This is a genomic window from Sphingobacterium thalpophilum (assembly GCF_038396785.1).
In the GTDB taxonomy this organism is placed as follows: domain Bacteria; phylum Bacteroidota; class Bacteroidia; order Sphingobacteriales; family Sphingobacteriaceae; genus Sphingobacterium; species Sphingobacterium thalpophilum_A.
Window position 1 is genome coordinate 3,891,127 of the sequence record NZ_CP151087.1, and the last position, 13,592, is coordinate 3,904,718.

Here is a 13,592-nt window from a genome sequence, read left to right on the forward strand (position 1 = left end):
TTTAGTCGTGCAGATCCATTAAGTTTGAGATGTTATAGGTTTAATTAAATGCAATGATGGTTAAACAGACCTGCTCAGGTAAGCATACACCATCTTCAGAAAATACAAATCATGGAAATATTTTTCTTTGCGGGAATCGTATTGTTATTGGTCATTTTGATCGTATTGGTATTAAAAAAGAATACCGATTCCAGTGCTGGTCCTGCATACAATAAAGAGGTTGAAACACTAAAAATTGAGCTTGCCAGATCGCAACAGCGGGAACAAAGTTTGCTGGAAGAACGCCTTATGCTAAAAAATGAATTGGATAAGGAACGGGAGAATCTTCTGGTCGCAGAGCGGTCTTTAGAAAGTACACGTTCATTTTATGAGGCGCAGCTCGATAAATTTCGGGAACAGAAGAATGAAATCGCCGAGATTAAACGGCAGTTCAACAATGAGTTTCAGGTTATTGCCAATAAAATATTGGAAGAGAAGACACAAAAGTTTACAGAGACCAATCATCGTTCCCTGGGGTTGATTTTGGACCCATTGAAGGAAAAAATCAAATTGTTTGAAGAGAAAGTCGATAAAAATTACAATCAGGAGGCAGCGGAAAGAAATTCTTTAAAGGGAGTTGTCCTTCAGCTGGTCGAACAGAGTCTTAAAATTAAAGACGAAGCCAATAGCCTAACCAAGGCATTAAAAGGGGATACCAAAAAGCAAGGCAATTGGGGCGAGGTAATTTTAGAGCGGGTCCTGGAGCGTTCTGGACTGATGCGCGATCGCGAATTTAGATTACAGGTGTCTCTTATGGATGCCGAAGGAAGAAGAATGCAGCCCGACGCGATTATCGACCTTCCTGAAGATAAACACCTGATTGTGGATTCAAAAGTTTCGCTGATTGCGTACGAACGTTGGGTCAACGCCGACACGGATGAGGATCGTGCAATTTTCGCAAAACAACACGTACAGTCTGTGGAAAATCACGTGAAAGAACTTTCCGCAAAAAACTACCACGAGTTGTATGGTATAGAATCGCCAGAATTTGTATTGCTATTTATGCCTATAGAATCGGCTTTGAGTATGTCTGTGGCGCAAAAACCGGATTTGTTTAGTGAGGCTTGGGATCGAAAAGTCGTTATTGTAAGTCCTTCTACATTATTGGCAACCCTGCGTACCATAGCAAGTATCTGGAAACAGGAACGTCAGACCAGGAATGTAATTGAAATAGCAAAGGAAGCCGGGAGCCTTTACGATAAATTTGTGAGCTTTCTGAACGATATGGAGCAGGTGCAGAATCAGTTGGAGCGCGCATTAAAAAGCCATGAAGATGCAACTAAAAAACTTTCTACAGGAGCTGGGAATGTGATTGGAAAAGTAGAGAAATTAAAACGTTTAGGAGCTAAAGCAAATAAACAGATCGATTCCAAATTTTTAGATGAGGAAGATTAACGATGAGGAAGATTAACAAAAACGGACTTGCCGAAAGGTAAGCCCGTTTATAATTTTTAGCTTCGAAATGCAAAACCTACTTTGCTAACTTCTGCTAGCGATTCTACTAAAGCTCTTTCATGCGCTTATTGATGGAAACATCAACATACGTATCCTTTAAACGGTCTACGGCTTCTTTTTGAACAGTGACATTGGTGTCTGATTCATAATCATGAATAGTCCTTTGATTTTGGATTTCATTATCATAAGGATCCTTTCCTGCCAAAAGTTTGACGATTACCGGAAGACATTCGAGGAAGACAAAAAGCAACGCAATAAAAAATACAGCATTTGCATTGGACTCGTTAACCTTTCCATTGGCATCGTACCTTAGATTGCCCAGCGCAGAGTTGCGGTCTGCAAAACCAGCGACATTGACGGCGCTGTCCAAAGAAGCGTTGGATAAAACTTTTTGGTCCAATATCCCTTCAAATTTCTGTTTCTGGCGTATAGCGTTTTGCTGGGTCGTTATCTTGTTCCGTAAAGTGTCCAAATAGCCCTCTTTTTTCTTCAGCTCTTCTTCTTTCATTTTGGCATAAGGGCCATACCCCATGACACCGGACGTTTCAGTTGTTTTGTTACCGAATATCTCGTAGTTCAATTTTGTACGGTCATTTTTAATGCTGGATTCCAATGAGTCACGTTCTGTCGTGGTTGCTTTCAAAAGTGCAACTTCATTGGCATATTTCTTATTGAAAGTACTGTTGAGCGTGTCAATTTTAGCGCGTTGGTCGGCAAGAAACCGTACACGGAGGTTTTCCCGGATCTCTTTATCGAAGATTTTTAACTCCAATGGCCTAGAGATAACCAACCCGATCAAAATAGCCAATAAAATTCGCGGCAGGGCCTGCAGAAGCTGCATAAAGCCACTTTTGGATTTATTAATACTGAGCACAATATAGCGATCCATGTTAAATATCGCTAAACCCCAAATAATACCAAATACAATAGCTAAAAGCCAGTCAAATGTTCCCCCACTAAAGACGAAATACATGGCATAACCACCCGAAAGGCTGGCAAACAATCCCGTAAAAAAAATAGTAGCACCTATGGCTGTGTACTTACTATGTTCTTCCGGATATTTTTCAAGAGTTTCTTGATGTACCCCCGCACATCTCCAAAAGAAACGGTTAATATCGCTCATTAATATATTTTTACTTAAATTGACAGATTATTTTTAACAAGATTTATGAATAAGTTTTTGTTTTACAATAGGATGACTGTTTTCATGCTCCTTTGTAACGCCTCCCCCAGAAGACACAGCATTTGCCTAATTTTATTATCTTTGAAAAAAATCAGGAATAATCAGATAATATGAAGAAAAGACAACTTTTGCCATTCTTTGCGATAGTGGCAACTGCATTTGTTGGTTGTGAGGAAAAAAAAGTGATGACAGATAATCCTCTTTTATTGGCTTACGAAACCCCATTTAATGTACCACCTTTTGACAAGATCAAAACAGAGCATTTTAGGCCAGCGTTTGATGAAGCAATAAAAATACACAATTTGGAAATTGACACAATAGTCAACAATTCGGATAAAGCAACATTTCAAAATACGATAGTCGCCTTAGAAAATGCGGGTGGATTACTGAATAATGTATCAACTGTATTTTATAATCTCAATAGTGCCAATACGAATGACAGTATTCAGGCAATAGCGAAAGATCTGGCCCCCATCTTATCGAGTCATTCGGATGAAATCTCGATGAATACCAAATTATTTGACCGTATCAAAACAGTTTGGAGCAGCCGAAATACACTTGGACTGGACGAACAGGATAATAAACTGTTAGAAGAAACCTATAAGAGTTTTGTTCGTTCTGGCGCAAATCTAAAGGATGCGGATAAGGAAAAAATGAAAAAAATTAATGCTGAACTTTCAACATTAACAACACAATTCGGACAAAATTTGCTTGCTGAAACCAATGCTTATACATTGGTCGTTGATTCCGCGAGCCAATTGGAAGGCTTGCCGGAATCGTTGAAAACGGCAGCGGCTGAAGAAGCCTTAGCAAAAGGAAAGAAAGACAAATGGGTCTTTACCTTACAGAATCCGTCCATTATGCCCTTTCTTCAGTATGCAAAAAATCGTGAGTTGAGAAAACAGCTTTGGGAAGCCTATCAGTTGCGTGGCAATCAAGATAACACCAACGATAACAAGGCAATCATTCAAAAAATTGTTAATCTCCGTCTTCAAAAAGCAAAATTATTGGGTTATTCTTCACATGCAGCTTATGTACTCGAGGAATCCATGGCGAAGAATCCGACCAATGTCTATGCACTGTTAAATAAACTTTGGACTCCAGCACTTGCTAAAGCGAAAGGCGAGGAGGCTGATATCGCACAGGAAATTAAAGCTGAAGGCGGCAATTTTGCTGTCGCTCCTTACGATTGGAGATATTATACAGAGATTATTCGCAAAAAACGTTTTGCATTGAATGAAGACGAAATTAAACCTTATTTGAGTCTTCCAGCAGTTCGTGAAGGAGCATTCGGTGTCGCCAATAAATTATATGGTTTGACATTCGTAGCCTTAAACAATGTCCCAACCTACCATAAAGACGTAGAAGTGTATGAAGTTAAAGACAAAGACGGTTCACATTTAGGTCTCTTATACGCTGATTTTTTCCCGCGCGAATCAAAAAGAGGCGGTGCCTGGATGACTTCTTATCGTAATCAGTCGACAAAAGATGGAAAACGTGTTGCTCCGGTAATTTCCATCGTATGCAATTTCACAAAACCAGTGGGAAAAAATCCTGCCTTGTTGACATTTGATGAAGCAACTACCTTGTTCCATGAGTTTGGACATGCGTTGCATGGTCTTCTTTCCAATGTAAGATACCGCTCAATGGCCGGAACTTCTGTACCACGTGACTTTGTTGAGTTACCTTCACAGGTGATGGAAAATTGGGCAGCAGATCCAGAGGTATTAAAAACATATGCTAAGCATTATAAGACGAAAGAAGCGATGCCAGATTCATTGATTCAGAAAATGGAAAAGGCCGGTACCTTTGATCAAGGATTTGCAACCGTTGAATACCTTTCTGCTGCGTTGTTAGACATGGATTATCATGCTACCACAAAAGAAATTTCAAAAGATATTAATGGCTTTGAAAAAACGGCAATGAAAAAAATAGGTATTATTGATGCTATTATTCCGCGCTATAGAAGTACATATTTTCAACATATTTTCGCAGGTGGGTATTCTGCAGGTTATTATGCTTATATCTGGTCTGAAGTATTGGATTCGGATGCTTTTGCAGCTTTCAAGGAAAAATCATTGTACGATCAAGTGACAGCAGATTCTTTCCGTAAGAATATTCTTGAAAAAGGAGGTACAGATGATCCTGCTAAGATGTACCGTACGTTTAGAGGTGCGGATCCAGATCCAAAATATCTATTGAAAAAGAGAGGTTTGAACTAATACTCACTAATCAAAAAAAGGCGATATAGAAATATATCGCCTTTTTTTTGTTCAGGTACTTGTTATTCTAAAAACTATTCTTACATTTGAATATTATTTATAATGAGTCTAAATAAATAAAGATGCTATGTGTGACACAAAAATTCTAAGCCAAAGAGGAGATACCCATATTAGTGTTTGCCATAAGTGTCAGACCTATTATATCTGGCAACAAAGTTTTGTACTGACATTTACGAAGAAAAAATTCTTCGACTTCTTGAATATTACGAAAAGTAATGGTGATGAACTCTTTTTTAGCACATTTCCAGATGGTGAATTTCGATTGATCATGAAAACACCTTATCCAGATATCGTATTTTCATTTGACGAAGAACAATGGCAGAATTTCAGAGATGCGCTCCAAGAATCTTATTACATGAATGAGTTTTATGGAATGCTGAATAATTAAGATAAAAAGTCCTGTTGCATCGCTTGTGTTTCATCTCTCTTTCCTTATGCGTTGACAACAGGCACAAACAAAACCCTCAGTTATAGCTGCATAAGTGTACGCAACTGTATCCTGAGGGTTCTTTTTTACCTATATATTGATTACTCGCCTATCGCGTAATATTTAAAATCAAGGTCTTCAAGTTCCTTACGGTTCAATAGTTTACGGCCATCGAACACAAATGCAGGCTTTTTCATGTGCTCCTTGATTTTGGCCCAGTCATAGTTCTTAAATTCATCCCATTCAGTCAATACTGCAATTGCATGTGCATCATTGCAAGCCTCATAGGCGGTATTGACCACCTTTACCAAGGCCCTGTTTTCTTCCGAAGATCTGGTGTTCAGATAATCGAGGTCGGCATAGATGCGTTCAGCAGAAACTTTGGGGTCATAGACCGTGATTTCAGCTTGTTCACTCAATAGATAATCAGCCACATAGATCGCCGCAGATTCACGCGTATCATTCGTGTCTTTTTTGAATGCCCAGCCTAAGAAAGCAATCTTTTTGCCCGATACAGTATTATACAATGTTTGGATAATGTTGTCCGCAAATCGCTGTTTTTGATAATCATTCATCAAAATCACCTGATCCCAATACTCGGCAACCTCTGTGAGACCGTAACTCCGTGCGATATAAACTAAATTGAGGATATCTTTTTGAAAACAAGAGCCTCCAAAACCTACAGAAGCTTTCAGAAATTTGGATCCAATTCTGGAATCCATACCGATTGCCTTGGAGACTTCATCGACGTTCGCGCCTGTTTTCTCGCATAGTGCCGAGATGGAATTAATGGAGGAGACGCGTTGTGCTAAAAAGGCATTTGCGGTTAGTTTTGACAGTTCAGACGACCAAAGGTTTGTTGTGAGAATCTTGTCGCGACTTACCCAATGTGCATAGATATCGACCAATGCAGCAATAGCTTCATCATTCTCTCCACCTATAAGCACGCGGTCCGGATTGATTAAATCCTGTATCGCTGTTCCTTCAGCCAAAAATTCAGGGTTGGAAAGAATATGGAAATTAACACCATTACCCGTGTTATCCAGGATACTTTTTAAAGCTGCCGCTGTGCGAACGGGTAAAGTCGATTTTTCAACGACAATTTTGTCGTTTTTGGCAACCGCTGCGATCTGCCGTGCACAAAGTTCAATATACTTTAAGTCCGCAGCCATCCCCTTGCCTTTTCCGTAATTCTTAGTCGGTGTATTGACCGAAATAAAAATCATGTCGGCCTCGTCGATAGCTTTTTCGATATCGGTTGAGAAAAACAAATTGCGATGACGCGCTTCCGCAACAATCTCTTGTAAACCGGGCTCGTATACAGGAAGATTATCGAGATTTTCATCATTCCAAGCCGCGATACGGGCTGCATTGACGTCGACGATCGTAATCTCAATATGTGGACATTGCTTTGCAACAACTGACATGGTAGGTCCACCAACATAACCAGCACCGATACAGCATATTTTCTTGATTGTTTTGCTCATTTTGATTATCTTAATCAGCTATAAATTGAAGAACAAACTTAGATAAATTGCTTTTGATATGCAATACAAAGCACAGCATATCAAAACAATTTATTTATAGGAGCTGGCTCATCACTTGTTCTGCTTTCTATTTGCATAATTGCCCTTATGCAATGCTATTAAAGAAGCCATTTCGTAGTGGAGATGCAAAAGATTTATTCTAATTTTACATTAAAAAAGAAACGTTTTGATAAAGCAGGAAGTTATTGATAAGGTACTGGAAACAGCACGGATAGAAGAGGTGGTGGGAGACTTCGTTGATTTAAAGAAACGGGGAACTTCTTTGATCGGAAATTGTCCTTTTCACCATGAAAAGACACCTTCCTTCCACGTTTCTGTTTCGAAGGGTATCTATAAGTGTTTTGGTTGTGGTGTCGGTGGGGATTCCCTCAAATTCGTCATGGAACTGGAAAAGTTCTCATACCCCGAAGCCATTCGTTATTTAGCCGATAAATATTCCATTCAAATTGAAGAAGTCGAGCGTTCTCCAGCCCAGCTTGCCGCGCAGGATAAACGGGAAAGTCTATATGTGCTAAGCGCTTGGGCCAGTAAATTCTTCGCCGAGCAACTCTGGAAAACTGAAATGGGGCAGGTGATCGGACTCAACTATTTCAAGGAGCGCGGCTACCGTGAGGATATCATCAAAAAATTTGAATTGGGTTATTCGCCTGAGGAATGGACGGCATTGGTCGATAAAGCACAGGTAGCGGGTTTTCACCCAGATTATTTGGCCGCGAGTGGTTTGGCTATTGAACGCGATGATAAATCTTTATATGATCGTTTCCGTGGCCGGGTCATGTTTCCGATTCATAACCTTACAGGCCGTGTCATTGGCTTTGGTGGCCGGACACTAAAGACCGACAAAAAAGTCGCCAAATATGTAAACTCTCCTGAAAGCGAAATCTACCATAAATCCGATGTACTGTATGGATTGAATTTTGCCAAAAAAGCAATTATGGAAGAGGATAATTGCTACTTGGTAGAGGGGTATGCAGATGTTCTTTCGGTACATCAAGCTGGAGTCGAAAATGTTGTTTCCTCCTCGGGAACTTCGTTGACAACAGGTCAGATCAAGCTTATTTCCAGATTCACCAAAAATGTGACCATACTGTATGATGGGGATGAAGCGGGGATCAAAGCCTCCCTACGCGGTACAGATATGCTGCTCGAAGAAGGCTTAAACGTGAAGGTGCTGCTTTTTCCCGACGGTAATGATCCCGACTCTTACGTGCAAAAGTTTGGTGCCACGGCTTTTAAAGATTATGTCAAATCCAATCAGCAGGACTTCATTTTCTACAAAACGAATATTCTGCTTCGCGATGCCAATAACGATCCCATAAAAAGGGCCGAGGTTATTCGCGATGTGGTCGAAAGTATTGCATTGATTCCCGATGAAATTAAGGTTTCTGTTTTTATCCGCGAATGTAGCAGCCTTTTGGATATCGAAGAGCGTATTTTGTTGGCTGAACTCAACAAGATTAGGCTCAATAGAGCAAAGAAGGCGGATAAGGATGCTGCTCGTAAAACTCAGAGTCCGCCGCCAAATACAGGGATGCCCCCTTTCGGAATGGACGGGCCACCGCCGGATTTCTTTATGACAGATGATGAAAGGGCGGGATTACCTCCCATAGAGTCTGTAGAACAGCCTGCACAGCTGACTTCGGAAATTCTCCAGGAACGTGAGATCGTCCGAATTTTAATCAACTATGGTGATTATCTGGCAACCTGGGAAGGTGACGGTGATATTCCAGTTGCAGGATTGCTATTGGGAAATATCAGCGACATTGAATTTAAGGATAAAGCTGCGGCTTATATTTTAAACGTCTATAGAGAAGCTGCGGAAAAATACGAAATTCCAGATACGAAACAATTCTATTCAAACTCTGACCCTGCTATAGCAGATTTGGCGATCAATTGCGTTGCCAGTAAATATTCGCTCAGCGAAAATTGGAATGACGATAAGCGTAAAATTTATGTAACGCAAGAATACGAACATCTAAAACAACTTGTCGTTACAGCGATCTATCGGATCAAGAAACGTAAGATTGAAGCTGAAATGCATCATATTCGTGAAGAAATGAAACATGAACAAGATGTGGCCAACCTGGAAGTCCTTATTTTTAAATATCAGAAATTAAAAGAAGCCGAACGCCTATTGGGCGGCTTTCTGGGCAACACTATTGTAAAGTAATCTTTGATATGGCAAAGCATCTTGAAACGGGCGAATGGGGCGAGCAAATGGCCATGGAATACCTCGTCAAGATAGGCTATAAAATAGTGTTAAGAAATTGGCGATTTAAGAATTTAGAAGTAGATTTGATTGTCGTGGACAAGGATACCTTGGTATTTGTTGAAGTAAAAACGCGGTCGGGAACGGATTTCGGCGAACCTTACGAATTTGTGGATCGCAAAAAACAGCGTCTACTGATTCGTGCAGCTCAGGCTTATATTCTTAAAACAGGTTATGTCGGTGAAGTCAGATTTGATGTTGTCGCAATAACAAAATCTCCCAAAACAGCACTCAATCATATCAAAGATGCGTTTTGGGATAGTTGAGGATACGTACTTATAAATAACTATACATAGATGAGAAAAATAACTTATTTTATGGCAATTGCAGCACTAGCTTTTGCTTCTTGTAAGTCAAAAAAATCAAGTTTGGAATTTGCCTCTCCTGGAGCAAATCAAGCTGTTTTAAAAGGTGCTCAGGTCCAATTGAAATTGAAATTTGAATCTGTATCAATGGACTCTGTGGCTTATTTTGTAGATGATAAACATGTAGGGTCATCAACAGATACAACGGCAATTACGGTTGATACCAAAGACATGGCCTATGGTACACGTAATATTTCCGCCCTGGTATACAATGCTGGAAAACCCGATTCTGTTTCAAGTACATTTTATGTTGTACCTGAAAATGCGAAGAACTATGGTTTTGAGGTTGTCAACAAATACCCGCACGATACCACAGCTTTTACACAAGGGCTACAGTTTGCGGATGGTATTCTCTACGAATCCAATGGCCGTTATGGAGAGTCCAACTTGAGAAAGGTCGATCTAAAAACAGGCAAAGTACTACAGGAGATCAAATTTGATGAAAAGACTTTTGCCGAAGGAATGACATTGGTTGGTAATAAGTTATTTATGTTGACTTGGCAACAGGGAGAAGGATATGTCTTTGATAAAAATTCTTTTGTCAAGGAAAGTTCCTTTAAATATGAAAATAGCAAAGAAGGTTGGGGCTTGACCTACGATGGCCAGCATTTGATAAAGTCTGATGGATCCAATAAATTGTTCTTTTTAGATGCAACGACCGGTAAAGAGCTAAATGCTATCGGAGTTTACGATGAAGCTGGACCCGTGGATGAACTTAATGAACTGGAATATATAGACGGCAAAGTCTACGCAAATGTCTATCAAAAGGATGTTATTGTTATTATAAATCCTCAAACAGGAGCGGTAGAAGGACGGATTAATCTTGTTGGTATCTATGAGCATACTTCCGCTTATGACAATGAATTGAATGGAATTGCTTACGATCAAGCTGGAAAACGTCTTTTTATAACAGGGAAGTTATGGAATACATTATTTGAGATCAAGACAGTTGAAAAATAAATGAACTTCAAGTCTTGATCCTTCTTCGTAAGGTCGACAGTATTGCAAGTTTGTGTAAAATTAGAAGGGGGTATCCAAAAGATTGGATACCCCCTTTTTCATGCAATTTTATACGTATTCCGCTGCCACATCATTTTAGAGATTCAATTCTCAACGGGTCTGATTTGGCTTTTTGAGCATTTTCTTTTTTATTGGCCCCATTCTTTTTTGAAGTATGGATGTTATCGTATGAGGCATGCAATTCAATCTTTTGTATAATGATGCCTCAAGGGCTGAGACAGATCGCTTTTAGAAGTGTATGGAGTGAATGAAACATTATGGCGAGCAGATCTCCGGGAGCGTGCCTCTCTAATAAAGAAGAGCAGAGTTTACCCGACATCAATATAGCTGATGGGTGTATGCTATTATTGTTGGCTGATTTCGCTAGAATAGGCAGTTATAAAAGGAAACTAAAAACCCCTTTGAACCAGTAGGAGCAAAATAGTTAAAGCAAAAAAAGGAATGAAGTTTGAAACTCCATTCCTTTTTTTATATTGATTTAATTTCGATTAATAAATCGGAGTAAACATCCAAGTATCGTCAAAACGAGATGAACCGTTAAGTCCAGTCGTGATGTAACCGTTGTTTCCTACAGCGAAACCAACAGCATCTTGGCGTGCTGAACCAGCGAAAGCGCCGTTATCATTTGTCCAGTAGTCACCAGAAATATTATATTTCCATGTACTATTGATTACTGCATTTTTGTAACCACCAACAACGAATGGTGTACCATTGATCGCGAACGCAGAGGCATTTGAACGAGTCAAATCGTACGTATATGAATTATCAGCTCTATTGATATCGTTCAATTTAGTCCATTTGCTACCATCAAATTTATAGAAATCTTTTGGGTAAGAACCGTTAGAAATACCACCACCTACATAGGCTACATTATTGACAACAAAAGAGAAAGCTGCTTTTCTTTTCGCTGAAAAAGGAGCATCACTAATTGCTTGCCAAGTATTAGCAGCAGGATCATATTTGTAAAACTCATTGGTATTTGTTGTTCCACCACTAACTACAGTTTCACCGGTTCCAACATAAGCCGCACCGTTTAAAGTAAAAGCTACTGCATTAGACAAAGCAATAGGAAGTGGAGCAATGCTTGACCAAGCACCTTTTCCGCCGTTAGCTGTAGGGTCAAATTTGTAGAAATCTGTTAGGTTGTTTGTTCCGTCATTTCCACCACCAACATAACCGACATTACCAATGGAAAAGCCGATGGCACCGTTTCTCTCAACACCTGTGAAAGGTGCTTTTTCAGCCCAAGTATCTGATGCTGCGTCATACGCATACGTGTCTTTCACGCGGAATGGTTTACCACCAGCGTTACTTGCTAGACCAGTAGTGACATATGCAACGTTATTTATCAAAAAGCTAGCAGCAGATGAAGTTTGTGGCCCTTTAAAAGCAGCTTTTGCAAACCATTCATCTGATTTGGTTGTGCTGTCGTCACTTTTTTTACAAGAAGAGATAGTTGCAACTGTAAATACAAAAGCTAATAAAACGAGTAGCCAATTTTTCTTGTTCATAAATTATTGAAATTTAGTATAAAGGATGTTTAATTTAATTTTCGGATCATTCTCATTATCTTTTGCCAATATTAACCTGTCTCCAGTTGAAAACAAACTCGATGTCGGTAAAGATAGATATAATGAAGTGTTTTTGTATGCTGTTGTTTTAATTTTTGTCAAATATTCAATCAGATTGAATGTATATTTTCCATTGGAACCAAAATCATCGCCAGGAACTAATGTAGGTGCTTGCACACTTCTAGAATCAGTCGCATAGGGTGTTAATAACATACTAATTGGGTTCCCGTTTGGACTGGCAATCATCAAAATTACATTCTTGGGTTGCGCAAAATTTGTTTTGGCTCCATTTTCTACCTCGATGATCAGTTCCGCTTTATTGATTGCAATGGATGGATTGTTCACCAATTCTAATAACGTTGGAAATTCAATTTTTGCTACAACACCAGTTGAGCCTTCTAAAAATACATTTCCATCAGTTTGTTGACTTGCAAGTTGCGGATTTTTTAAGGTCATCGGCGCAAATTTTGTTGCAGAGCGATCTGCTTCAATTTGATTATACTGATAAGCCTTGTTATCAATGGAAAAATATTGTTTGCCAACGGATTTTGTTCCTTCATTATTCAGGAATGAATAATGGACCTGTAAAAATACAGTGTCTTTGAATCCAATAACTGCCGTATTGCTATTGTCAGGGACAAGTGCCAATCCTTTGAAATACTCTTGGAAACTTGTACTATTTTGAATTCGGTTATCATTATTTTTGATCATTGTAAACAACTCATTGCTAATGCTGTTGTTGAATCTAAAAAATAAGGAATCTGCCGATTGTATACGCGGTTTAAAGGAAAGTTGTGCCAGTGGGGTATTTTCATAGGCAAACTTTTGTTTACTGAATATCGCTGCTGAACTTACAAAAACAGGACGTTCATCAACAGGTTTGGTAAAATCAACCTGTGTTTGCGTAATTTCTTCTGTGACACGGTGTACTGTTATCTTTTGTACTTTCGTTGTATCACCGTAAAAATATTTGTTTGGCTTTAATACCAAGGTTACAGAATCCAAGGTAGCATCATCAGGTATAGAAGCATTACTTATCGTTCCTACTCCTAGGCGCATATAAGCTGTAGACTTCATGCTACCCGTAACAGCATTGCTATTCTTTCCTACGAGCATTGTTCCAGTAGCAGAAGTCGGAATATCGTCCAATTGATAAGTCGAAACTTTGGCGGAAACCGTATCAATTGGTACTAAACCGATTGTTTCATCTCTTGAACTATCCAATGAGAGCGAAATGTCTTTATTACAACCAACAAAAGCGGCCAATGTAAAAAGTGGAAGTAAAAGTTGAATACTACGTCTCTTAAAGTCTTTAATCATATTAATTTTTGAATAGTGCAAAAGTAATCAATGCGAACTGTTAATCAGTGTTATATTTTGTTAAATATGGTTAATTACCACAGCGATTGCAAATCTAGTAATTTAAATTTGTTT

10 protein-coding genes are annotated in these 13,592 nt (G+C 39.2%); 6 read left to right on the top strand and 4 right to left on the bottom strand.

Annotation, left to right across the window (positions count from 1 at the left end):
- The first annotated feature begins 111 nt into the window (after positions 1-111).
- Entirely contained in the window at positions 112-1,434 is a 1,323-nt protein-coding gene (gene rmuC, locus AACH28_RS17320; protein WP_341831092.1) for a DNA recombination protein RmuC, read from the top strand.
- 106 nt (positions 1,435-1,540) lie between these two features.
- Here the strand turns inward: rmuC and AACH28_RS17325 are convergent, their stop codons facing one another.
- Positions 1,541-2,617 carry a DUF4407 domain-containing protein gene (locus AACH28_RS17325; RefSeq protein WP_070561383.1) on the bottom strand — a complete coding sequence of 359 codons (1,077 nt, stop codon included), beginning with the start codon at positions 2,615-2,617 and terminating at the stop codon, positions 1,541-1,543.
- Positions 2,618-2,787: 170 nt separating this feature from the next.
- Here AACH28_RS17325 and AACH28_RS17330 point away from each other — a divergent pair, with 170 nt between their 5' ends.
- Together AACH28_RS17330 and AACH28_RS17335 are read left to right on the top strand one after the other, a co-directional pair.
- Entirely contained in the window at positions 2,788-4,899 is a 2,112-nt protein-coding gene (locus AACH28_RS17330; protein WP_286752774.1) for a M3 family metallopeptidase, read from the top strand.
- 127 nt (positions 4,900-5,026) lie between these two features.
- Positions 5,027-5,347 carry a hypothetical protein gene (locus tag AACH28_RS17335; RefSeq protein WP_070561379.1) on the top strand — a complete coding sequence of 107 codons (321 nt, stop codon included), beginning with the start codon at positions 5,027-5,029 and terminating at the stop codon, positions 5,345-5,347.
- Between the two features lie 140 nt (positions 5,348-5,487).
- On the opposite strand, the gene AACH28_RS17340 is transcribed toward AACH28_RS17335, so the two are convergent.
- Positions 5,488-6,873: a nucleotide sugar dehydrogenase gene (locus AACH28_RS17340; protein WP_286752773.1), complete on the bottom strand. Its 1,386-nt coding sequence runs from the start codon at positions 6,871-6,873 to the stop codon at positions 5,488-5,490.
- Between the two features lie 226 nt (positions 6,874-7,099).
- Here AACH28_RS17340 and dnaG point away from each other — a divergent pair, with 226 nt between their 5' ends.
- Genes dnaG through AACH28_RS17355 form a run of 3 tightly spaced genes read left to right on the top strand, consistent with a single transcriptional unit; the run spans position 7,100 to position 10,527 of the window.
- On the top strand, positions 7,100-9,103 hold the full coding sequence (gene dnaG, locus AACH28_RS17345) for a DNA primase (RefSeq protein WP_115046406.1): 2,004 nt from the start codon (positions 7,100-7,102) through the stop codon (positions 9,101-9,103).
- Between the two features lie 8 nt (positions 9,104-9,111).
- Positions 9,112-9,468, top strand: a complete 357-nt coding sequence (locus tag AACH28_RS17350) for a YraN family protein (RefSeq protein ID WP_046672699.1) — start codon at positions 9,112-9,114, stop codon at positions 9,466-9,468.
- A gap of 30 nt (positions 9,469-9,498) precedes the next feature.
- Positions 9,499-10,527: a glutaminyl-peptide cyclotransferase gene (locus AACH28_RS17355; protein ID WP_046672698.1), complete on the top strand. Its 1,029-nt coding sequence runs from the start codon at positions 9,499-9,501 to the stop codon at positions 10,525-10,527.
- 548 nt (positions 10,528-11,075) lie between these two features.
- Here the strand turns inward: AACH28_RS17355 and AACH28_RS17360 are convergent.
- Positions 11,076-12,098, bottom strand: coding sequence for a kelch repeat-containing protein (locus tag AACH28_RS17360; RefSeq protein WP_341831093.1), 1,023 nt, complete (start codon positions 12,096-12,098; stop codon positions 11,076-11,078).
- 3 nt (positions 12,099-12,101) lie between these two features.
- The gene (locus AACH28_RS17365) at positions 12,102-13,478 is read right to left on the bottom strand and encodes a DUF4270 family protein (RefSeq protein ID WP_341831094.1); all 1,377 of its coding nucleotides are present in this window, start codon (positions 13,476-13,478) and stop codon (positions 12,102-12,104) included.
- Positions 13,479-13,592: the final 114 nt, after the last annotated feature.